Annotated in this window: 19 protein-coding genes; 13 read left to right on the forward strand and 6 right to left on the reverse strand. The window is 70.7% G+C overall.

All coding sequences use genetic code 11. The annotated features are described in order from the left end of the window. The coding region (locus tag D7X74_RS10545; RefSeq protein ID WP_147446533.1) for an MFS transporter at positions 1-855 on the reverse strand (855 nt) is incomplete at its 3' end. Between the two features lie 86 nt (positions 856-941). On the opposite strand from D7X74_RS10545, the gene D7X74_RS10550 reads away from it, so the two are divergent. Further along, positions 942-1,823 carry a PIG-L family deacetylase gene (locus tag D7X74_RS10550; RefSeq protein ID WP_158622207.1) on the forward strand — a complete coding sequence of 294 codons (882 nt, stop codon included), beginning with the start codon at positions 942-944 and terminating at the stop codon, positions 1,821-1,823. Here D7X74_RS10550 and D7X74_RS10555 read toward each other — a convergent pair. The 3 genes from D7X74_RS10555 to D7X74_RS10565 all read right to left on the reverse strand — a co-directional run bounded on the left by D7X74_RS10555 (position 1,721) and on the right by D7X74_RS10565 (position 5,103). Next, complete coding sequence (locus tag D7X74_RS10555; RefSeq protein ID WP_158622208.1) at positions 1,721-3,463, reverse strand: asparagine synthase-related protein; 1,743 nt, start codon at positions 3,461-3,463, stop codon at positions 1,721-1,723. The genes D7X74_RS10550 and D7X74_RS10555 overlap by 103 nt on opposite strands. A 55-nt stretch (positions 3,464-3,518) precedes the next feature. After that, positions 3,519-4,655 carry a glycosyltransferase family 4 protein gene (locus tag D7X74_RS10560; RefSeq protein WP_120532804.1) on the reverse strand — a complete coding sequence of 379 codons (1,137 nt, stop codon included), beginning with the start codon at positions 4,653-4,655 and terminating at the stop codon, positions 3,519-3,521. 79 nt (positions 4,656-4,734) lie between these two features. Continuing rightward, positions 4,735-5,103, reverse strand: a complete 369-nt coding sequence (locus D7X74_RS10565) for a hypothetical protein (protein WP_120532805.1) — start codon at positions 5,101-5,103, stop codon at positions 4,735-4,737. Positions 5,104-5,237: 134 nt separating this feature from the next. Between D7X74_RS10565 and D7X74_RS10570 the strand changes: the two genes are divergently transcribed. The 3 genes from D7X74_RS10570 (at position 5,238) to D7X74_RS10580 (ending at position 8,125) form a co-directional block, all read left to right on the forward strand. Continuing rightward, complete coding sequence (locus D7X74_RS10570) at positions 5,238-5,810, forward strand: dihydrofolate reductase family protein (RefSeq protein WP_120532806.1); 573 nt, start codon at positions 5,238-5,240, stop codon at positions 5,808-5,810. A 225-nt stretch (positions 5,811-6,035) separates the two neighbouring features. After that, on the forward strand, positions 6,036-6,365 hold the full coding sequence (locus tag D7X74_RS10575; protein WP_233602052.1) for a hypothetical protein: 330 nt from the start codon (positions 6,036-6,038) through the stop codon (positions 6,363-6,365). Between the two features lie 179 nt (positions 6,366-6,544). Then, a complete protein-coding gene (locus tag D7X74_RS10580) occupies positions 6,545-8,125 on the forward strand; it encodes a PAS domain-containing sensor histidine kinase (protein WP_120532807.1) in 1,581 nt (526 codons plus the stop codon). A gap of 5 nt (positions 8,126-8,130) precedes the next feature. On the opposite strand, the gene D7X74_RS10585 is transcribed toward D7X74_RS10580, so the two are convergent. After that, positions 8,131-9,669: a GspE/PulE family protein gene (locus D7X74_RS10585; RefSeq protein ID WP_120532808.1), complete on the reverse strand. Its 1,539-nt coding sequence runs from the start codon at positions 9,667-9,669 to the stop codon at positions 8,131-8,133. Between the two features lie 88 nt (positions 9,670-9,757). On the opposite strand from D7X74_RS10585, the gene D7X74_RS10590 reads away from it, so the two are divergent. The 9 genes from D7X74_RS10590 to D7X74_RS10630 all read left to right on the forward strand — a co-directional run bounded on the left by D7X74_RS10590 (position 9,758) and on the right by D7X74_RS10630 (position 21,067). Continuing rightward, on the forward strand, positions 9,758-9,919 hold the full coding sequence (locus D7X74_RS10590) for a hypothetical protein (RefSeq protein ID WP_199728780.1): 162 nt from the start codon (positions 9,758-9,760) through the stop codon (positions 9,917-9,919). Further along, entirely contained in the window at positions 9,916-12,873 is a 2,958-nt protein-coding gene (locus D7X74_RS10595; RefSeq protein WP_120532810.1) for an ATP-binding protein, read from the forward strand. The genes D7X74_RS10590 and D7X74_RS10595 overlap by 4 nt, the downstream gene beginning before the upstream one ends. After that, on the forward strand, positions 12,870-14,255 hold the full coding sequence (locus D7X74_RS10600) for a sigma-54 dependent transcriptional regulator (RefSeq protein ID WP_120532811.1): 1,386 nt from the start codon (positions 12,870-12,872) through the stop codon (positions 14,253-14,255). Before D7X74_RS10595 ends, D7X74_RS10600 begins: the two co-directional genes overlap by 4 nt. Before the next feature lie 174 nt (positions 14,256-14,429). Further along, positions 14,430-14,909 (forward strand): hypothetical protein, encoded by a 480-nt coding sequence (locus tag D7X74_RS10605; protein WP_147444238.1) that lies wholly within the window; start codon positions 14,430-14,432, stop codon positions 14,907-14,909. 16 nt (positions 14,910-14,925) lie between these two features. Continuing rightward, the gene (locus D7X74_RS10610) at positions 14,926-16,065 is read left to right on the forward strand and encodes a serine hydrolase (protein ID WP_158622209.1); all 1,140 of its coding nucleotides are present in this window, start codon (positions 14,926-14,928) and stop codon (positions 16,063-16,065) included. Then, positions 16,023-17,126, forward strand: a complete 1,104-nt coding sequence (locus D7X74_RS10615) for a hypothetical protein (protein WP_120532814.1) — start codon at positions 16,023-16,025, stop codon at positions 17,124-17,126. The genes D7X74_RS10610 and D7X74_RS10615 overlap by 43 nt, the downstream gene beginning before the upstream one ends. A gap of 11 nt (positions 17,127-17,137) precedes the next feature. Beyond that, on the forward strand, positions 17,138-19,102 hold the full coding sequence (gene acs, locus D7X74_RS10620; RefSeq protein WP_120532815.1) for an acetate--CoA ligase: 1,965 nt from the start codon (positions 17,138-17,140) through the stop codon (positions 19,100-19,102). A 43-nt stretch (positions 19,103-19,145) separates the two neighbouring features. Next, complete coding sequence (locus tag D7X74_RS10625; RefSeq protein ID WP_120532816.1) at positions 19,146-19,424, forward strand: DUF485 domain-containing protein; 279 nt, start codon at positions 19,146-19,148, stop codon at positions 19,422-19,424. Positions 19,425-19,441: 17 nt separating this feature from the next. Next, positions 19,442-21,067, forward strand: a complete 1,626-nt coding sequence (locus tag D7X74_RS10630; RefSeq protein WP_120532817.1) for a sodium/solute symporter — start codon at positions 19,442-19,444, stop codon at positions 21,065-21,067. 113 nt (positions 21,068-21,180) lie between these two features. On the opposite strand, the gene D7X74_RS10635 is transcribed toward D7X74_RS10630, so the two are convergent. After that, positions 21,181-22,296, reverse strand: coding sequence for an alpha/beta fold hydrolase (locus D7X74_RS10635; protein ID WP_120532818.1), 1,116 nt, complete (start codon positions 22,294-22,296; stop codon positions 21,181-21,183). Between the last annotated feature and the right edge of the window lie 43 nt (positions 22,297-22,339).

Raw genomic sequence — 22,339 nt, forward strand, 5'->3', positions numbered from 1 at the left:
GGCAAGCAACACGAGCCCCATTCCCAGCAATACAACGCCCCACCGCCACAATCGCAACTCACCCAGTCGAGCCACCGCACGGCCCAACAGGAGTGCCCGCGCTACCACCGCCACGGCCCCCGTGAACAGATACACCCACCCCACCGTCCGCGCCGTCAACCCGAACCGCGAGGCCAGCAGCAATGACAGCACGGCGGTGCCCCCCTGGAATGCGCCCATCGCCAGCACATACGTCCAGACCAGCCGGGCCAGGGGCTCACGTGGATGCGACAACACCCGCAACACGTCTCCCTTGCCGCTCGAACGCCCCTCGCTGGCAGCGCGAACCACCCCGGGGGCCTCCGGCAGGAACCGTGCGGCGAGCAACACGTTGCAGGCCCCCAACCCCGCGGCGAAGAGTCCCGGCATCGCCGGCCCCAGGCTCGCGCCCAGCGCCCCCAACGCGGGGCCCAGCATCACTCCCAGACTCGTCGCAGCGGACACCCGGCCCAGCGCCTGGGCCCGCGCCTCGGGGCGCGTGACGTCCACGACATACGCCTGGAGCACCCCCACCGTCCCACCGCCCACGCCCTGCACCACCCGCGAGAGGAACAACCCCGGCAGCGAATCCGCGAGCGCCAGCAGCACCGACGCCACCACGGCGGCCGTCATCCCGATGAGCAACACAGGCTTGCGCCCCACGCGGTCCGAAAGCCGTCCCCAGACCGGTGCACTCACGAGTTGCACCAGCGGCACCGTCGCCATGAGCAGGCCCACCACGGCACCTCCACCACCCAACCCGGTCGCGTGGAAGGGCAGCAGCGGGACGATCATCAACAGCGCCACCGAGTCCAGGAACGCGGTGAAGAGCAACACGGTCAGCCGGTCCAGGAACGCCTCCGTGAGGGGACTCGCGACAGACAGGACTCTAGATGTCGGGTCCGACGTGCATGCTTGTCCCCATGAGCCCCGCCCCTCCTCCGCGCCTGCTGCTGGTGACCGCCCATCCCGACGACGAGACGATGTTCGCCGGGGCGGTGTTCCAGGCGACGCATGCCCTTGGCGCCGAAGCGGACCTCGTGGTGCTGACGAACGGCGAGGGAGGCTTCCGCTACGCCACGCTCGCCGAATCGCTCTACCGCCTGCGCCTCACGGACGAAGCGGTGGGCCGCGCGCACCTGCCCGCGATCCGCAAACAAGAGCTGCTGGGCGCGGCGCGCATCCTCGGCCTGCGCGACTGCATCTTCCTGGAGCAGCCAGACACGGGCTATTCGCTGGCACCGGACGCCCTCACGCCGGAGGGCTGGGACGTGGAGGCCGTGCGCCGTCAGTTGCGCGAACAGCTCACACGCGGCCGCTATGACTTCCTGTTCCTGATGATGCCCACGGCCCGCACGCACGCGCACCACCGGCTGTCCGCGCTGCTGGCGCTGGAGGCGGTCGCGGCCCTCGCTCCCTCCGAGCGTCCAGCGGTGCTCGGCGTCTCCCTCCACACGCGCAAGGGCGCCCCACAACCCGAGGGCTACCCCATCCTCGCGTTCGACGCATCCGCTTCGGAGGGCGCAGCCCCCCACCCGCTCACCGCCCTGCGCAACGACACACAATCCTTCGACTTCGACCGGGCGCGGCCGTCTGGCCATGGGGGCCGGCTGGACTTCCATCTCGTCGTCAACTGGCTCATCGCCGAGCACAAATCCCAGGGCTTCATGCAGCGGCGCATGAACGCCGCGGACGTGGAGCGCTACGCATGCTTCGCGTTGACCTCCGACGCGGGCGCCGCACGGGCCCGTGAGTTCTTTGAACGATTGGCCATCTCCGAGGTCGGACTGTCACGCAACCACTGACCCAGCACGAACGCGCGCATGACCAGTTGTTCAGGCGCCACCCGGTAGCCGCCGGGCATGGCCCCCGCCGGAGCTCCCCGCAGCAATCCGTCCAACTGCTCCACGAAGACCTCGGGGACCAACGGCGAAGGCAGGGCCTCCAGTCCCGACCGCAAGAACGCGACCACGCGCGGCGAGCGCCGCAGCATCCGCCCCCAGTCCACGCCATTGCTGCTTTCGGCGAAGGGAATGTCCAGGTGTTTGGCGAAACGCCGCCGGTAGCAATCCTTGAACAGCCGTTTGTCGGTGCGCCACGCTGCGGGCAGCGCCCGTGACAGCGCCAGCACCTCGCGGTCCATCAATGGATTGAACACCTCCAACCGGTGGGCCTTGAAGTAGTTGAGGTGGTGCAGGAACGCGGGCACACGCTCCCGGAAGTAGAGCGTGTCCCGGAGTGCCTCCAGTCCCTGCGGAGCCGCCGCCACCCGCTGGCGCACCTGTTCCTCGCGCGCCGCCCACGCCTCCTCCCCTGCGCCCACCAGCCACCGCTCATGCCCCGCGACGTCTTGCGTGAAGGGCAATGACAACCGCGCTAGCACCCCTCCCACCGTCGTCGCGTTCCAACCCGTGGGGCCGAAACACTCGTCGCCCCGGAACAGCGAACCCACGCCGTGCCGCTCCGCCAGCCGCTGGCACAACGTCAGTTCGTCCGCGTGACCGAAGGCCAGCTCCGTCATGCCGGACTGTGCCTGGAACATGGCGGCGAACGTTTCCGGGACCTGCCCCACGCTCCGCTTCAGCTCCACGTGCCGCGTGCCGAAGCGCTTCGCGATGTCGTACGCCACCCGCGCGTCCGACCCCGCCCGCCGCAGGTCGTGCCCCCACGTCACGGTGCACAGCCGCGACGTGTCCTCCACATGCCGCGCCACCGTGTGGAAGAGGAACCGCGAATCCCAACCGCCGGTCAACAGCAGCGCGGGCGCACGGGCCTGCGTCCACCGCTGGAGGATGGCGCGCTCCAGGGCCGTCTCCAGCCGCGTCAGCGTCGCCTTCACGTCGAACAGGCCGGAGTCCTGGCGCACGGTGTCCGAACCCGTGCGCCGCCGCTCGACCCGGCCGTCGCGGTGCACCAGGTGCTCGCCGGGGAGCAGTTGGAAGACCTCCGCCAGCAGCGTGTGTCCCGCGAAGAAGCGCCCTCCCACCAGGAACTGCGCCAGGTTCGCGCCGTCCACCGGGGATGGCGCCAGCGTCCGCAGCGGCGCCACCTCCGGGGAGAACGCAATCCCCCAGGGCCCGGACCGGAAGAACCACCGGCGCGACGCGGTGGGGTCCATGAAGAGGTACGTCGCTTCCGGCGTGCGCACGAACACCTGGAACGAACCGTCCCATCCCTCCAGGAACCGCTCCCCCCGCTCCAGGAACGCGTCGAGCAGCGCGTCCGCCACGGCCTCGTCCCCGAATGGCCGGCCCAACACATGCCCCTCGAAGGCCAGACACACGCCCGCGCGCTCCCGGAGGCCGCCCGTCCCCCGGAGCGCGAATGCGAACCCCGGCCCCGCGCCGCGCCGGGCGCCCTGTCCCTCCACCGGATACAGCCGGGCCTCCATCCGCTCCAGCAATGCCCCGGCCTCCGGCCCCACCACTCCCGTCAGCCCCGGCATGCACCGTCTCCCAGTCCGTGAAGGGGCCTCCAAGGCCCAGCGCGTCCGTCCGCCGTCATGCCGACCCCGCCGACAGGGCCCGCGCGTAGACGCGCACGTAGTCCGCCACCTGCCGCGAACCATCGAAGCGCGCGAGCACCCCTTCGGCCCGCTCGCGCAGCAGGGGCTTCACCGCGCCGTCCGCCACCTGGGCCATCCGCGCCGCGTAGGCGTCCGGGTCCGCCGTGTCTCCCCGGACGAGCAGGGGCCAGTCCGTCCCCAGCACCTCCGGGATGCCGCCCACCGCCGGCGCCACCACCGGCAGGCCGTGCGCGAGGGCCTCCAGCATGACCAGCCCGAAGGACTCGAAGCGCGAGGTGAGCACCAGCGCCGTGGCCTGCTGGTACTCGCGCGCCAGCACCTCCGTGTCGTCCTCCCCCACCAGCACCGTGATTGCGTCGCGCAGCGGATGGGACTCCAGCAGCTCCCGGGCCCGGATGGCCCCCCGGTGGGTGGTGACCAGTCGCAGGGTGGCGTGGGGCCGGCTCGCGTGCAGACGGGCGAAGGCCGCCAGCAGCAGCTCCGGCCGCTTCACCGGCCGGAGGGATGACACGTGGAGGAACCGATCCGCCAGCTCCGCCCCCGGGGTCCACGGGCGCCGCAGCTCCGGCCGGAGGAAGTTGTGGACGACATCCACCGGGGGCAGCTCCGGCAGCCGGTGCGCCAGCGCGTCCGCCAGGTAGCGCGACACGCACGTCACCGCCGCCGCGTCCCGCAGCACCTCGCGGGTGACCTCCGGCCGCGTCCCGAGCAGCGCATCGTTGAGCACGTCCGAGCCGTGGAAGGTCACCACGTACGGCACGCCCCGCAGCCGCCGCAGGAAGTACGCGGGCAGGCCGAAGACCTGGAGGTTGTGCAGGTGCAGCAGCCCGAAGGGCGCCGTGTCATGGAGGCGCAGCAGCTGTTCGCACACCTCCAGCGGACTGGTGAAGGCCGCGTCCACGTCCAGGCTGTGCGCGGCCAGCAGCGCCCGCTCCGGAGACAACACCCGCGTCCCCTCCGGGCGCGCGCCCAGCGGATCACAATGCAGGTAGCGGACCGCGAGCCCCTCCTGCCTCAGCGCCGCGCCCAGGCTGAGCGCCGCGATGGACGAACCTCCACTGGTGGACAGCATGCCCATGCAGACCGTGGGCAGTCCTTCAAGGATGGACATGCGGCGAGGATACGGATCACCGCTGACATGCCTTCTTGCGCACGCGCCAGGGTGGGCCGCCGCCGCGCAATGACAGACGTCACGGGTCGGAGGAGACCACCCGCTCCGGCTCCAGCACCTCCCGCGTCGAAGCCCCCCGCTCGATGTAGCCGGCGCCGCCCCTCAGCTCCCGTCCATCCTCCAGGACCGCGACGAGCCTGTATGACGATTCGCCCCGGGGCACGTAGGACAGGGCCAGGGATTCACCCTTGAGCAGCAGGCGCTGGACGACCTGGCCATCCGCATGCTCGAGGCGGACCTCCTGGACGTCCTGTCCGGTGTGGTTCTCCACGCGCACCTGGATCTGTGCTCGCACGGGCCCCGTGTCCTGCAACCAGAGCACGACGCCGGTGACGACCGTCAGGATGGCCCCCGTCACCGCTCCTCCCAAGAACCACAGCACCCGCATGGACCTGCCTCGCTTGCGGCCCCGCCACGGGGTCGGATGTCCGGTTCTAGCAGGCGCACCGGACGTCTGGCGCACCGGGGCTTCGGAGCATCCTCGCGGTGGTGTAAGCCACGCGGACAGGAGGAAGGATCCGCATGAGAAAGCTCACCTACTACGTCGCCAGCACCCTGGATGGCTTCATCGCCTCGCCCCACGGCACCTTCGACTTCTTCGCCCTGGAGCCGGACTACCTGGACGCGATCGCCGCCGAGTATCCGGAGACGCTCCCGGCCGCCTACCGCGCATTGCGCGGCCTCTCCGGCCCGGGGAAGCATTTCGACACGGTCCTGGAGGGCCGACACACCTACCAGGTGGGATTGGACGCGGGCGTCACCAATGCCTATCCCCACCTGGAGCATTACCTGTTCTCGCGCACCCTCACCCAGAGCCCCGACCCCACCGTCAAGCTCTCCAGCACCCCGCTGGCCACCGTGCGGGAGCTGAAGGCCCGGGACGGGTTGGGCATCTGGCTGTGCGGTGGCGGGGCGCTCGCGGCCGAACTGCTTCCGGAGATCGACGCGTATGTCATCAAGCTCAATCCCGTCATCGTGGGCTCTGGCATCAAGCTCGTCGACGCGGGCTTCGCGCCCCATCGCCTCCAACTCACGGGGTCCCGCAGCCTTCCAAGCGGCGTCGTCTTCTTGAGCTACGAACGCAGGCCCGCGTGAAGGTCCGCGTCTCACTTTCGCGACCTTGAGACTCGCAAGCTGAGAATCCCTGCCATTCCCATCTCAAACAAAATGGATGGAAGCGTGACGTCGAATTGAGGCGAGGCGTGCGCGTATACGGCGGCGCCGACCTCCAGCGGGCTGGCGACGACGGACTGCGCGCAGGGCTTCGCCTGTACGGACCTGTTCACGGAGGCGCGGCAGTGTCTGGCCACGTGTGACCCGATGGCGGCCGTCCCCGGCTGCCCGAGCGGCACGGTCTGCGGCGTCTACGGCCTGTGCATCGAGCAGTCCGTGCTGGAGCCCATCGGCTTCGCCTTCGACCCGGCGCTCATCGGGGAGACGTGCAGCCTGGGCTTCGCCGAGTTCTGCGGCACCGAGGGCGCGCGCGGCGCCTGCGTGGACCTGGCCGGCACGGGGCACGGCACCTGCCTGCGCTATGCCTGCGCCCGGTCGGACTGCGGCGCCGGTGAGGAGCTGGGCTTCATCGGGTATCCGCTCGCCGGTGGCGGCTACGACCGCACCACGGGCTGGTGCTACGCGGACGGCCTCTGAGTCATCGCAAGCGCGCCGGGGAGGCGGGCGGGCCGCACCCCTACCTTGATCGCCCGCCTGCCTGCTGATCAGTGGAGCCGCCCGCCTGGGCGCATACCTCCCGGGCGGGAGTGTCCGGAGGAGAAAGCTACCGTGCGACACTGGCGGAGAGCCCCCTCCGAGGGATTACGCTTCAGCGCATGCGAAGCTCCCTGGATGACCGCCTCCAGTCCGAATCCCCGGACAACGGGGGCATCACCTACGTCAGCAGCCACGGCAACCCGGACGTGGATGCCCAGCTGCGCCTGCTCATCGACAACGTCAGGGACTACGCCATCCTGACCCTGGACCTGGAGGGGCGCGTCGCCAGTTGGAACGCGGGGGCCGAGCGCATCAAGGGCTACCGGGCCGAGGAGATCCTCGGGCAGCACTTCAGCCGCTTCTATCCCCCGGAGGACGTGGCCCGGGGCAAGCCCCAGGCGGAGCTGGAGCAGGTCGCCCGGGAGGGCCGCTTCGAGGAGGAGGGGTGGCGGCTGCGCAAGGACGGCAGCCGCTTCTGGGCCAACGTCATCATCACCGCGCTGCGCGACGGCCAGGGGACCCTGCAGGGCTTCGGCAAGGTGACGCGCGACTTCACCGAGCGCAAGCTGGCCCAGGAGCGCCTGCTCCAGAGCGAGGAGCGCTTCCGGCTGCTGGTCGAGAACATCCAGGACTACGCCATCTACATGCTCGACCCCGAAGGCCGCGTCAGCACCTGGAACGCGGGGGCCGAGCGCATCAAGAACTACCGGGCCGAGGAGGTCCTCGGGCAGTACTTCGGCCGCTTCTATCCCCCGGAGGACGTGGCCCGGGACAAGCCCCAACGGGCCCTCCGGGTGGCGGCGGAGGAGGGGCGCTTCGAGGAAGAGGCCTGGCGGATCCGCAAGGACGGCAGCCGCTTCTGGGCCAGCGTCGTCATCACCGCGCTGTATGACCCACAAGGGACACTGCGGGGCTTCGCCAAGGTGACGCGCGACTTCACGCAGCGCAAGCAGACCCAGGAGCGGCGCGAGGTGGAGATGCTGCGGGACGCCGTGCTCGCCCGGGATGAGTTCCTGTCCGTCGCCTCGCATGAGCTGAAGACGCCGCTGACGCCGCTGCAACTGAAGCTGACGTCCCTGCTGCGCGCCGTGGAGAACCACCCGGAGGCCACCCTGCCCGTGGTGCGTCTGGCCCGCGACCTGGATGTGGCGCGCCGACAGGTCCGCAAGCTCGCGGACCTCATCGAGGACCTGCTGGACGTCTCCCGCATCAGCATGGGCCAGCTGCGGTTGGACCGGTCGCCCATGGACCTGACCGCGCTCGCACGGGAGGTGATTTCCCGCTACACGCCGCAGGCCCAGCAGGCGGGCTGCACGGTGGAGCTGGAGGCGCCCGCCCCCATCCCCGGCAACTGGGACCGGGCCCGGATGGAGCAGGTGCTGACCAACCTCATCACCAACGCGCTCAAGTACGGCGCGGGAAAGCCCATCCGCGTCCACGTGCGCATGGACTCCAGGCTGGCCCTGCTCACCGTGCAGGACGAAGGCATTGGCATCGCGCCGGAGCACCAGCCCCGCGTCTTCGAGCGCTTCGTGCGCGCGGTGTCCGAGCGCAACTACGGAGGGCTGGGGCTGGGCCTCTTCATCACCCAGCAGATCGTCGAAGCCCACGGCGGCATCGTCCAGGTCCGGAGCACGCTCGGGCAGGGCTCCGCGTTCATCGTGCTGCTGCCCCAGGGACTGGACACGAAGCTGGACTGACGCCCTCAGCCCGCCCGGCCGCGCTCCTCCCGCTCCGTGACGAGGTAGCGGTACGGCACCACGCGCGTCAGCTCATGCAGCGTGGTGACACCTTGCGCCACCTTCTCCAGGGCGTCCTGCACCAGCGTGCGGAAGCCCCGGGCCACCGCGTGCCGGCGAAGCTGCACGACGGGCGCGCCGGTGGCGATGAGCAGTTGCAGGTCGGGGTCCACCACCAGCAATTCAAACAATCCCACCCGGCCCTTGAAGCCGGTGTGACGACACGCGTCGCAGCCCTGCCCCGCCCGAGGCTGCACGCCGTCCAGCAGCGGCCCCAGCAGCGCCACCTGCTCCGGCGTGGGCGTCGCGGGCGCGGAGCACTCCGGACAGATGCGTCGCACCAGGCGCTGGGCCAGCACCGCGAGCAGCGCCTCCGCGATGTCCCCGTCCTCCAGCTTCAGCCCCCGCAGGCGGCTGACCGTGCCAATCGCATCCGCCGTGTGCAGCGTGCCCAGCACCACGTGCCCGGTGGAGGCCGCCATCAGCGCGGTGCTGCCCGTCTCCAGGTCGCGAATCTCCCCCACCAGCATCACGTTGGGGTCCTGGCGCAGCAGCGCGCGCAGCAACGTCAGGTGCGGCATCTGCGGCGACACCTGCTTCTGGTTCACCTTGGGGACCAGGTATTCGATGGGGTCCTCCGCGGTGATGATCTTCTTGCGCCCGTCGTTGAGCCGGGCCAGCGCCGCGTACAGCGTCGTCGTCTTCCCGCTGCCCGTGGGCCCCGTCACCAGCACCAGCCCCTCCGGATTGCCCAGCAGCCGCAGCACCGTCGCCTGCACCTCCGGCGTCATGCCCAGCTTCTCCACCGGCACCAGGCCCACCGAGGCATCCAGCAGGCGGATGACCACGTCCTCACCGGACGGCGACGGCACCACGCTCACGCGGAAGTCCACCGCCTTGGGCCCCGCCGCCCCGTTGTAGAGCGCGCGCAGCCGGCCGTCCTGCGGCCTGCGCCGTTCAGAGATGTCCAGCCCGGCCAGCACCTTGATGCGGCCCACCACCTCCGGCAGTGAGTCCGGGGAGATGTCCGTGTACGCCTGATGCAGGATGCCGTCGACGCGGTAGCGCAGGTCCACGTCGTCCGGGTAGCTCTCCAGGTGGACGTCGGACGCGCCCTGCTCCACCGCCCGCGTCAGCACGTGGTCCACCAGCTCCACCGGCGTGGGCTTCTGCGACAGGGGCGTGCCCGGACGCAGCACCACGTCCACCGAGACGTGGGGCCCCGCGCCGAACCCCACCTCCAGCGCGGTGTCGATTTCGTACCGGTTCAGCCGCACCGGCTGCACGGGACGCCGCAGGAAGTCCGCGATGCGGTAGCGCACGGACAGGTCGTCCGGATGCAGCATCGCCACCGTCACCGGCGCCTGCTCCCGCGCGGCGTCCACCTTCCCCATCACCGCGACGCCCAGGCGGCGGCAGAAGGACTCCGGCAGCAGCCGCAGGGATTCGCGGTCGAGGGTGAACTGGGACAGCTCGGAGAAGGGGGGGACTTCCGGGGGAGCCATGGGCCGCCGGCTTATCACGGCCCCCCTCGCGTCCGACGGGGCTGATATCCTCACGCGCATGTCGCGGCCTCCCGCGGAACCTCCCGCCATGCCGTCGCTGCTGGTGTTCGCCGTCGCGGTGCTGCTGTTCGGCTCCCCGCTGCGGCGACTGTGGCTGGCGGAAGGCGCGCCCGCCTACCTTCCCTTCGTCGTGTGGCTGGGCGTCATCGCCCTGGGCGGCTGGGTGGCGCACCGGAGCCTGCGCCCATGACGCTGGGGCTGGGCCCGCTCGTCGTCGCCTCCGTGGCCTACCTGGGCGTGCTGTTCCTCGTGGCCTACGCGGCGGAGCGGGGCCGCATCCCGGCGCGCATCACCCAGCACCCGCTGGTGTACGCGCTGGCCCTGGGCGTGTACGCCACGTCCTGGTCCTACTTCGGCAGCGTGGGCTACGCGGCCCGCCACGGCTTCCGCTACCTGGGCATCTACCTGGGCCTCACGCTCGCATGTCTGCTGGCCCCGGTGCTGTGGCGGCCCCTCTTGCGGCTGACGCGCGAATTGCAGCTCACGTCGCTCGCGGACCTGCTCGCGTTCCGCTACCCCGGGCAGGTGACGGGCACCGCGGTGACGCTGTTCGCGCTGGCCGGCAGCCTGCCCTACCTGGCCCTCCAGATTCGCGCCGTCGTGGAGTCCGCCCGCCTGCTGAGCCCCGCCGCGGCCCCCGCGCTGGTGGGCCCGGGCTTCTGCGGCGTGCTCGTGGTCTTCTCGCTGCTCTTCGGCGCGCGCCACCCCGCCCCGCGGGAGCGTCACGAGGGGCTGATGCTGGCCATCGCCTTCGAGTCCGGCGTGAAGCTGCTGGCGCTCGTCATCGTCGCGGGCTGGTGCGTGGTGTCCGTCTTCGGCGGCGTGGGCGGCCTGCAGGACTGGCTCACCGTGCACCCCGAAGCGGTGGAGGCGCTGCAGCGCCCCGCGCGCGACGCGTCCTGGGCCCCGCTGCTGGTGCTCTCCGTCGTCGCCGCCTTCCTCACGCCCCGCCAGTACCACGTGGCCTTCACCGAGGCCCCCGAGCGCGACGGCCTGGCCACCGTCGCGTGGGCCTTCCCGCTGTTGATGCTGCTCATCAACGCGGCGGTGCCGGTGCTGCTGTGGTCCGGAGAGGCGCTGGGCCTGCCCTGGCCCGCGGACTTCCACGTCCTCTCCGTGCCCGCCGCGAAGGGCGCCACGGCCGTGGCGCTGCTCGCCTTCCTGGGCGGCGTGTCCGCGGCGAGCGCCATGGTCATCGTCACCACGCTCGCGCTCGCGCCCATGTGCCTGACGCACCTGGTGCTGCCCCTGGGCACCGCGCGCGGCCGGGACGACCTCTACGGGTGGCTGCTCTGGGCCCGGCGCGTGCTCATCGCCGCCATCATCCTGGCGGGCTACGGCTTCTACCGGCTCATCGACACGCGGGCGACGGGGCTCGTGGACCTGGGGCTCGTGTCCTTCGTCGCGACCGCGCAGTTCGCGCCGGGCGTGCTGGGCCTGCTGCTGTGGCCCAAGGCGACGCGCGCGGGCCTGCTCGCGGGGCTGGGCGCGGGGGCCGCGACGTGGACGGCCACGCTGGTCGCGCCCCTGTGGGAGCCGCCGTCGGTGGTGGCGTGGACGAACCAGGCCTCCGTCGCGCTGGGCTTCTCCGCGGAGGAGCCGTGGGGCTTCGCCACGTTCACATCGCTGGGGCTCAACGCGCTGTGCTTCGTCGCCGTGTCGCTGATGACGCGCCAGTCGGTGGAGGAGAAGGAGGCCGCCCGGGTGTGCGCGCGCGAGGCGCCGGGGCTCGCCGAGGGCAGCGTGGCGGCCAGCTCCCCCGACGAGTTCCGCCGGCAGTTGGAGCCGGTGCTGGGCGCGCAGGTGGCGGCGGCGGAGGTGGACCGCGCGCGCGAGGCCCTGGAGCTGCCCCCGGACGAGCGCCGGCCCGCGGAATTGCGCCGCCTGCGCGACGGCGTGGAGCGCAACCTGTCCGGCCTCATCGGTCCGGTGCTGGCCCGGCTCGCGGTGGGCGAAGCGCTGCGCCTGGACCCCGGCGCGCGCACCGCCCTGGCGGATCAGCTGCGCTTCGTGGAGGAGCGGGTGCGCGACGCGCGGGACATGCGCGGGCCGGTGCGCGAATTGGAGGTCGTGCGCCGCTACCTCTACCGAATCCTGGAGGACCTGCCGCTGGGCGTGTGCACGGTGGGCCCGGATGGAGAGGTCGTCATCTGGAACGCGGCGCTGGAGGCGGTGTCGCGCGTGTCCATGGACGCGGCGCGCGGCCACCCGCTGGCGCACCTGCCGGAGCCCTGGGGCACCCTGCTTTCGGACGTGGCCGCCTCGCAGGCCAGCGACACCGAGGCGCGCGTCCCGGTGGCGGGCCAGACGCGCATCCTGCGCGTGCACTGCTCGCGGCTGGCTCCCTCTGGCGGGGACAGCGCGGGAGACTCGCAGGGCCTGACGCTGCTGGTGGAGGACTGGACGGAGCGCAAGGCGGTGGACGCGCGGCTCGCGCACCAGGACCGGCTGGCGTCGCTGGGCCGGGTGGCCGCGGGCGTGGCGCATGAGATTGGCAACCCGCTCACCGCCATCGCCAGCCTCACGCAGAACCTCAAGTACGACCTGGAGGACCCGGAGGCGGTGCGCGACCGCGTGGGGCTCATCCTCCAGCAGTGCCGGCGCATTGACGCCATCGTCCGCACGCTCGTGGGCTTTGGCCACGCGGGCACGGTGGGCGGCGAGTCCCGGCCCTTCACGCGCGTGCCGGTGGGCCCGCTGCTCGCGGAGGCCACGCAGCTGGCGAGGCTGTCGCGCAAGGGACGCGACGTGGCGTGCACGCACCAGAGCCCGGACGGGCTGGACGTGCGGGGCGACGCGCAGCGGCTGGAGCAGGTGCTGGTGAACCTCTTGACCAACGCCATCGACGCGTCGCCCACGGGCTCGCGGGTGGACCTGCTGGCGGAAGCCGAGGGAGACGTGGTGCGCATCCAGGTGGAGGATCGGGGCCACGGCATCGCCCCGGAGCTGTCGCAGCGCATCTTCGAGCCCTTCTTCACCACCAAGCAGCCCGGCGAAGGCACCGGCCTGGGCCTGATGCTGGCGGAGGGCATCGTGCGCGAGCACGGCGGCACGCTGCGCATCGAAGGCCGCGCCGAGGGCGGCACCCGCGTCACCGTGAACCTGCCCCGCGCGTCCCTGAAACTCCCGGAGGCTTCCGCGTGAGCCGCATCCTGGTCATCGAGGACGAACCCATCATCCGCACGGAGCTGCGGCGGCTGCTCACCCGCGCGGGCCACGACGTGGCGGAAGCCGGCGCCGTGCCGGAGGCCGCCGCCGAGCACGCGCTGGACGCCTTCGACCTGGTCATCTCCGATTTGCGCCTGCCCGGGCCTCCGGGCACGGACATCATCGGGCTGTGTCCGGGCGTGCCGGTGCTCATCATGACCAGCTATGCCACGGTGAAGTCCGCCGTGGACGCGATGAAGCTGGGCGCGGTGGACTACATCGCGAAGCCCTTCGACCACGACGAGCTGCTGCTCCAGGTGGAGCGCGTGCTGCGCGAGGGACGGCTCACCCGGCAGAACGCGGCCCTCAAGCGCGAGGTGGAGCAGACCTGGGCCCCCGGCGGCATGGTGGGCACGTCCCCCGCGATGCGCGACGTGTTCGAGCGCGTGCGCAAGGTGGCCTCCTCCGCCGCCACCGTGCTGGTGCTGGGCGAGTCCGGCACCGGCAAGGAATTGGTGGCCCGCGCCGTCCACGCGCAGAGCCCGCGCGCGGAGGGCCCCATGGTGGCGGTCAACTGCGCCGCCATCCCGGAGGGCCTGCTGGAGAGCGAGCTGTTCGGCCATGAGAAGGGCGCCTTCACCGGAGCGCAGGCCGCGCACGCGGGCCTCGTGGAGGCGGCGCACGGCGGGACGCTCTTCCTGGATGAGATTGGAGAGCTGCCCGCGCCCGCGCAGGCGCGCCTGTTGCGCATGCTCCAGGACGGCGAGGTGCGGCGGGTGGGCGCCACGCGCTCGCGCAAGGTGGACGTGCGCATCCTCGCCGCCACGCACCGCGACCTGCCCCGCCGCGTGCAGGAAGGCCTGTTCCGCCAGGACCTCTACTTCCGCCTGCGCGTGGTGGAGATCCGCCTGCCGCCCCTGCGCGAGCGCGGCGAGGACCTGCCCGCGCTCGCGAAGCACCTGCTGGAGAAGGCCACCCGGCGACTGGGCCGCCCTCCCGCATCGCTGTCCCCGGAGGCCCTGGCCGCCATCGCCGTGCACCCGTGGCCGGGCAACGTGCGCGAGCTGGAGAACGCCCTGGAGCGCGCGGTCATCCTCGCGGACGGGCCGCTGCTCACCCCGGACCTGCTGGCGCTGGAGCTGCCCGGCGCGGCGGCGACGGACGTGCCTCCGGCCGCGATGGAGGAGCTGGACTTCCCGCCGCTCGTCGCCGGAGAGGATCCACGCTCGCCGGATTCGATGGAGGAGTACTTCCGCCGCTTCGTGCTGGAGCACCAGGACCGCATGGGCGAGACGGAGCTGGCGCGCAGGCTGGGCATCAGCCGCAAGACGCTCTGGGAGAAGCGGCAGCGGCTGGGCATCCCCCGCACCCGCGCCTGACGTCCGACGCGTCGATGCCGACAGGTTTCGACGCGTCGAAACGCGTCGAACCGCGTCGACGGCGGCGCCCCTCACGGGCTCCCAGAGGGAAGCGACGCGCGGCACATCGCTTGCTCATGGCTCCTGGCATCCACCGGACGAATCCAACCCCCGGTGCATCAGGAGCAGCCCACCATGTGCAATTCCGCCCGCCTCGACTCGAATGGTCAGCCCCGGTCCGGCTTCGACACCCGCCTGCGTCCCGACACGGCCCGCACCGCCGCGAAGGGTGGCGCCCCCCTGTCCACGGAGCGCACCGCCAACTGCGTCGTCGTCAACCAGTGGGGTTCGGCCATCAGCGGCGTGACGCTGCGCCACCGCTACAACAACGACCCCAGCTATCAGCAGCAGGGGAACTGGCCCTCGCTCGCGCAGAACGCCACCAGCTCTTCATTCCCGGCCACCTACTGGACCGGCGCCATCGGTCACGACTACTGGTGGGTCCAGTTCCAGGATGACAACGGGAAGATCTGGACGTGCAAGCAGAACTTCTACTGCACCCTGGATGCCTCCGACGATGGCACCACCGTCTACTTCTTCCTCAACGGCTCCTCCGAGGACATGAAGATCCAGATGACCAGCAATGGCTGCGACGTCTCCCTCTACGAGTCGTAGGCGCCGGAGCCATTCCATGCCGACCGAAGCGCAGGACCCCGCGCGGCTGAAGCAGCTCGTCGCGGCGGCCATGAAGGACTACCTGGGCACGCAGACGGAGATTGGCGTGTCGGCGGCGGTGGCCGTCGGAGACGTGCGCGCCCACTACGTCGCGGGCCTGTCGGACCGTGAAGCCAACCAACCGGTGTCCGAGGACACGCTGTTCCTCATCGGCTCCGTGCAGAAGGTCTTCACCAACACGCTCGCCGCCGCGCGCATCGTGGAGGGGAAGCTGGCGCTGACGGATCAGATCACCCGCTTCCTGCCGGGGGAGGTCCGCCAGCAGGGCACCGTCATCCGGCAGGTGACGCCCCAGGCGCTGGGCACCATGACGGCGGGCATGCCGTCCGCCAACGTGCCCGGCCACCCCGCGGGCGCGCTGTACCGGGGGGAGGTGCCGCCCCCGGCGATGTTCGACTTCTGGACGCGCTTCAACCCGGAGACACGCGTGGGCGCGCACTACAGCTACTCCAACGTGAGCGAGGTGACGCAGGGCTTCACCACCACCTTCGCCGCGCGGCGCAGCTACCCGGAGCTGTTCGCCACGGACATCCAGGAGCCGCTCGCGATGCGCGACACGCGCGTGGACCTCACCGGCATCCGGCCCGAACGCATCGCGCAGGGCTACACGACCCAGGGCAAGCGCCTCGGCTACCGGGGCGTGGGCTTCAACTCCACCGCGTCGGACATGCTGCGCTTCCTGGAGGGCAACCTCTTCCGCGTCCCCTCCATGCCGCTGCTCACCTACCGCGCGATGCAGCTCGCGCACACGCCCCACTTCGAGATCTCCGCCCGTCAGTCCATTGGCCTGGGCTGGTACATCACCGACGCGCCCGGCGGCGCGAAGGTGGTGAGCAAGGCCGGCGGCAACGGCGGCTTCGTGGCGTGGGTGGGCTTCCTGCCCGGACACGCCGCGGCGGTGGTGCTCCTCACCAACGGGCACCCCACGACGGGCCTCAGCCTGCCCGCCACGGGCCGGAAGATCCTCCTGGAAGCCGCGGGCCTCGACACTTCGGAGGTGCTGCCGGACACGGACGCGGGCGTGGAACAGGCATTGCTCATGCGACAGGGCCTATGCGCCCTGCCCCAAGCCTCCTGTCGCGCTGGATGGTGCTGACGGCCCTGCTGACCGCGCTCCCCGCGGCGGCCGGGAAGATCCAGCTCGGCGACGACGCGGTGCTCAACGTCGACGTGCTGCTGCACCCGCAGATGCAGCTCGTGAAGAACGGGGCGCCCACGGGGGGCGTGAGCACGGACTTCTTCCTGCGCCGCGTGCGCCTGCTCGTCTTCGGCTCCATCACCAAGCGGCTGTCGTTCTTCATCGACACCGACCAGCCGAACCTGGGCAAGAACGGCGACTGGAACCCGGCCTTCTACATCCAGGACGCGACCATCGCTTACGAGGTCGCCGACAAGATGTGGGTGGAGGCGGGCTTCATCCTCGCCCCGCTGTCGCACCAGGCGCTCCAGGGCGCCATCGCGCTCCAGACGGTGGACTACCACTCCGACATCATCCGCTACCCGCTGGGCGTGGGCAAGGTGTGGCGCGACATGGGCGTGCAGGTGCGCGGCTTCGCCGGGCCCTGGACGTATCGCGCCGCCATCCTCAACGGCGTGGAGGGCGCAAAGCTGGAGAACGGGCAGGTGGTCAACCCGGACGACCTGCCGCGCGTCGTGGGCCACGCGCGCTACAACGTGCTGGGCCACGAGTACGACCAGTTCCTCCGAGGCATCTACTTCACCGAGGAGCCGATGCTGTCGTTCGGCGTGGGCGGCGACTACCAGTACTCCGCCATCGCCACCGCGTCCGGCGTACATGACGCCGTGGCGCTCGCGGCGGACGTGTTCCTGGACGTGCCGGTGGGCGCGGACCAGGAGTTCGTCTTCCAGAGCAACGTCTTCTCCTGGCAGCAGGGCTTCGACAACCCGCGCAGCGGCACGGGCTTCTTCGTGGAGCTGGGCTACCGCTTCGGAATCGTGCAGCCCATCCTCTCCGGCGAGTACTTCAACGGGCGCGTGGCCGCGCAGGACCTGCTCACGCTGCGCCCCGGCCTCAACCTCTGGTTCCAGAAGCACACCTTCAACCTGAAGACGGAGGTGGCCGTGTCGCGCGTGGGGGACATCGCCCATGCGACCACGGGCATCACCGGCACCGCCCAGCTCCAGCTCTTCTACTGAGGACCTCCGCCATGGCACCCGCCCAGGACCTGCTCGTCGCGCCCAAGGAAGCCTTCCGCCGCACCGCCCACGTGAAGAGCCTGGAGGACTACCAGCGCCTCTACCGCCAGAGCCTGGACGCGCCCGACGCCTTCTGGGGCGAACAGGCCCGGCAGCTCACCTGGTTCCCCCCCCCCGAAACCATCCGGGAAGTGAACGAGCAGGCCGCCGACTTCACCTGGTTCGGGGGTGGCAAGCTCAACGTCACCGTCAACTGCGTGGACCGCCACGCGAAGGCGCGCCCGGACAAGGCCGCCATCATCTGGGCGAAGAACACGCCCGGCGACTACGAGGTCATCACCTTCCGCGACCTGCAACACCACGTGGGCCGCGTGGCCAACGTGCTCAAGGCGCACGGCGTGAAGAAGGGCGACCGCGTCATCGTGTACCTGCCCATGGTGCCGGAGCTGGCGTACACGATGCTCGCGTGCGCCCGCATCGGGGCGGTGCACTCCGTGGTGTTCGCCGGCTTCTCCGCGGACTCGCTGCGCGAGCGCGTGCTGGACTGCGGCGCGAAGGTCGTCGTCACCGCCAATGAAGGCCCGCGCGGCCCCAAGAACGTGGCCACCAAGGCCATCACCGACGAGGCCCTGGAGGGTCTCACGCAGGTGACGTCCGTCCTCGTCGCGCGCCGCACGGCCAAGGACGTGCCCATGCGCGAGGGCCGCGACCACTGGCTGGACGTGGAGGTGAAGAAGCACCGGGGCGTGTGTCCCGCGGAGTGGATGGACTCCGAGGATCCGCTCTTCATCCTCTACACGTCGGGCTCCACCGGGAAGCCCAAGGGCGTGATGCACACGACGGCGGGCTACCTCGTGTACGCGGCCACCACGTTCCGCTACATCTTCGACACGCAGCCGGACGACGTGCACTTCTGCACCGCGGACGTGGGCTGGGTGACGGGCCATTCGTACCTCGTGTACGGCCCGCTCTCCACCGGCACCACCACCGTCCTCTTCGAGTCCACGCCCACCTGGCCCGACGCGGGCCGCCTCTGGCAGGTGGTGGACGACGTGAAGGCCACCACGCTCTACACCGCGCCCACCGCGCTGCGCTCCCTCATCAAGGAGGGGGACGCGTTCGTCACGAAGTCCTCCCGCAAGTCCTTGCGCCTGCTGGGCAGCGTGGGCGAGCCCATCAACCCGGAGGTGTGGCGCTGGTATCACGACGTGGTGGGCGAGGGACGCTGCCCCGTGGTGGACACGTGGTGGCAGACGGAGACGGGCGGCATCCTCATCGCGCCCCTGCCCGGAGCGACGCCGTGCAAGCCCGGCAGCGCCACCCTGCCCTTCTTCGGCGTGGAGCCGGTGCTGGTGGATGAAGAGGGCAAGGTGCTGGAGGGCAACGGCGTCAGCGGCAACCTGTGTCTGGCCCGCTCCTGGCCGGGTCAGGCGCGGACGCTGTACGGCCACCACGAGCGCTTCGTGGAGACGTACTACGCAAGATTCCTGCCCCTGTACTTCACCGGCGACGGCTGCCGCCGCGACGAGGACGGCTACTACTGGATCACCGGCCGCGTGGACGACGTGCTCAACGTGTCCGGCCACCGGCTGGGCACCGCGGAGGTGGAGAGCGCCCTTGTCGCGCACGAGGCCGTCGCCGAGGCCGCCGTGGTGGGCTACCCGCACGACCTGAAGGGCACCGGCGTGTGCGCCTTCGTGACGGTGAAGCCGGACTTCGTGCGCACGCCGGACGAGAAGATGATGGGCGCGCTGCGCGAGCAGGTGCGCCACGTCATCGGGCCCATCGCGGCGCCGGACCGGGTGGTGCTGGTGTCGGGCCTGCCCAAGACGCGCTCGGGGAAGATTCTCCGCCGCATGCTGCGGAAGATCGCCAGCGGGGAGACGGAGAACCTGGGCGACGCCAGCACGCTGGCGGACCCCGCGGTGCTGGACGAACTGCTGACCAAGGGGCTGCCTCCGGCCTCGCGACGCTGAAGGCCCGCGGTCCCTTCCCTTTCACTGCCGAGGAGGCACACCGATGTATGGCAATTCCAAGGACGATGTCCTGAAGGCACTCGCCGCCGCGCGCTGGCGCGTGGCGGGAGCGCTCACGGTGGCGATGCTCGTGACGTACCTGGGCTTCATCCTGCTCGTGGCGTTCAACCGGCCGCTGATGGGGCAGCAGCTCATCCCGGGGCTGTCCATTGGCATCGTGCTGGGCGCGGTCACCATCCTGGTCGCCTGGGTGCTGACGGGCCTCTACATCCTGTGGGCAAACCGCAAGTACGACCACATCCTCGACGAGCTGCGCCGCTAGCGCCGAAAGGGCACTTCATGAATCCCTCGACCGCAGGCTCCCAGATTGGCCAGCCCAACACGACGGCCATCGTCTTCTTCCTCATCTTCGTCAGCATCACGCTGGCCATCACCTACTGGGCCGCGCGCCGCACGAAGACGACCTCCGAGTTCTTCGCCGCCGGCGGCAACATCAGCGCGGTGCAGAACGGCTTCGCGCTGGCGGGCGACTTCATGAGCGCCGCGAGCTTCCTGGGCATCGCGGGGCTCGTGGCCACGTCCGGCTTCGACGGGCTCATCTATTCGGTGGGCTGGCTGGTGGGCTGGCCGGTGGTGACGTTCCTCATCGCGGAGCCCCTGCGCAACCTGGGCAAGTACACCTTCGCGGACGCGGTGGCCTACCGGCTGAAGCAGACCCCGGTGCGCCTGTCCGCCGCGGTGGGCACGCTCACCGTCGTCGTCTTCTACCTGATTGCCCAGATGGTGGGCGCGGGCAACCTCATCCACCTGCTCTTCGGCCTCTCGTATGAGATGGCCGTGGTCATCGTGGGCGCGGTGATGATCCTCTACGTGCTGTTCGGCGGGATGATCGCCACGACGTGGGTGCAGATCGTGAAGGCGGTGCTGCTCCTGGGCGGCGCGTCCGCGCTGGCGGTGGCGGTGCTGTGGAAGTTCGGCATGAACCCGGCGGCGCTCTTCAACGAGGCGGCGAAGATGTACGGGCCGGAGGTGCTGGCCCCGGGCAAGCTGGTGGCCAACCCGCTGGAGACCATCTCCCTGGGCGTGGCGCTGATGTTCGGCACGGCGGGCCTGCCGCACATCCTGATGCGCTTCTACACGGTGCCCAATGCGAAGGCGGCGCGCACGAGCGTGTTCTACGCCACGGGCCTCATCGGCTTCTTCTACCTGGTGACGTTCGTGCTGGGCTTCGGCGCGGCGGTGCTGGTGGGCCGGCAGGGCATCACGGCGGTGGACAAGGGCGGCAACATGGCGGCGCCCATGCTCGCGGAAGTGGTGGGCGGCACGGGCTTCCTGGGCTTCATCGCCGCGGTGTCCTTCGCGACGATCCTCGCGGTGGTGGCGGGCCTGACGCTGTCGGGCGCGGCGGCGCTGTCCCATGACCTGTGGTCGCACGTCGTGCGCAAGGGCCACGCGCCGGAGGCCGAACAGCTCAAGGTGGCGCGGCTGGCGAGCCTGCTGCTGGGCGTGCTGGCCATCATCCTGGGCGTCGTGTTCAAGGGGCAGAACGTGGCCTTCATGGTGGGCCTGGCGTTCGCCATCGCGGCGAGCGCGAACTTCCCGGCGCTGCTCTTGTCCATGCTGTGGAAGGGCTTCACCACGCGCGGCGCGGTGGCGAGCATGCTGACGGGCGCCTTCAGCGCGGTGCTGCTCATCTTCCTGTCGCCCACGGTGCAGGTGGAGCTCTTGGGGCACGCGTCGGCGCCCTTCCCGCTGAAGAACCCGGGGCTCGTGACGATTCCGCTGTCGTTCTTCGTGGGGTGGGTGGTGTCGCTGGTGTCGCCGGAGGCGGAGGCGTCACGGCGGTTCGCGGAGGTGCAGCACCGCATGCACGTGGGCGCGCTGGTTCCGCCCCCGGTGGTGACGCCGCCCGGCGTGGCGGGCTCGGTGCCGCCCGGCATCCCGGAGGCTCCGCACAAGGCTTGAAGGCTGCTCGGCGGTCCTCCACGGTTTCTTCCTCGACGTGGGGGACAGGGACGGAACCCGGGTGTTTCCAAAGGGGCCCGGGTTCCGTCCTCTCTTCTTCCAAGGCAGAAGCGCTACTTCCCCCGAGTCAGGGGAAGCACGTCCTGCACGAGTCGGACGAGCACCTTGCCGGGCTCCTCCTCGTGCACCATGTGGGCGGAGTCCTCGAACCAGACGAGCTTCTTCGAGGGGGCCTGGAGTGCGTCGTACCAGGGCTCGATGAGGCGCGCGGACGTGGTGAGGTCATGCCGCCCGTGAAAGAGGAACACCGGGCACGCGAAGCGCTTCACCGGCGTGAAGTCCACCTGGGAGATGGCACCCCAGAGCGCCACGAAGCTTGCGTCCAGGCCCTCATCCCGCGCCTGGAGGTCCTTCTGCGTGACGTCCGGGCTGAAGCGCCAGACCTCCGCGCCGTGCCAGCTCCGGTCGCGCCAGTTGTAGCTCTCATAGCGCGACAGCCACCGGCGCTCCTTCGGCAGGTTCACCAACTGGCGCGCGGCATCCTTCGGATCCGGAAAGGGCGCGAGCGCTTCCAGTTCCGCGACGGCCTTCGCGTTCCCATCCGCGCGAGCCGCCTGGAGCGTGGCCTCGTAGCCCAGCGCTTCGTTCCGGGGGACGTCCACGACCTGGCCGATGCCGACATAGGCGTCGAACCATTCCGGATGGCGCTGCGCGAGCTTCACCCCGAGCACGGTCCCCCAACTGTGTCCCACGAGCACGATGCGCTTCTTGCCGTAGGTCTTGCGCAAGTAGCCGACCACCTCCTCCGCGTCGGCCACCATGCGGTCCACGGTCAGGGTGGGGCGCACCTTGTCCGGGGCGTTGAGCGCGTGCGTCTTCCCCGCGCCCCGCTGGTCCCAGTGCGCGACGGTGAAGAACTCCTCCCATTCGCCCTGGTAGAAGTAGGAGGACGGCAGGGACGTGAAGCCCGGGCCTCCGTGCAGGAAGAGCAGCAGCGGGTTGTCCCGGTGGCGTCCCCGGACCGAAATCCACTGGTCGATGCCACCGATGCGGACCGCCTCCGCCTTCTCGATGCCGTCCGGGAGCACGCTGCGGCGCGCCTCGCGCATGACGGCCTGGGGCGTGGGAGGTGCTTCCTCCTCCGCGGTGGCCAGGCCCGCAGTCAGCGCGAGGCCCAGACCCAGCAGGCAGAGGGGGGCGCGCTTCGGGATGTCTTTCAGGGTCCGCATGTCTCCTGAACGGACGGCGTCCACGCCGATTGCCGTGAGAGCG

Origin of the sequence: Corallococcus sp. CA047B (assembly GCF_003612065.1) — a bacterium.
Taxonomy (GTDB): domain Bacteria; phylum Myxococcota; class Myxococcia; order Myxococcales; family Myxococcaceae; genus Corallococcus; species Corallococcus praedator.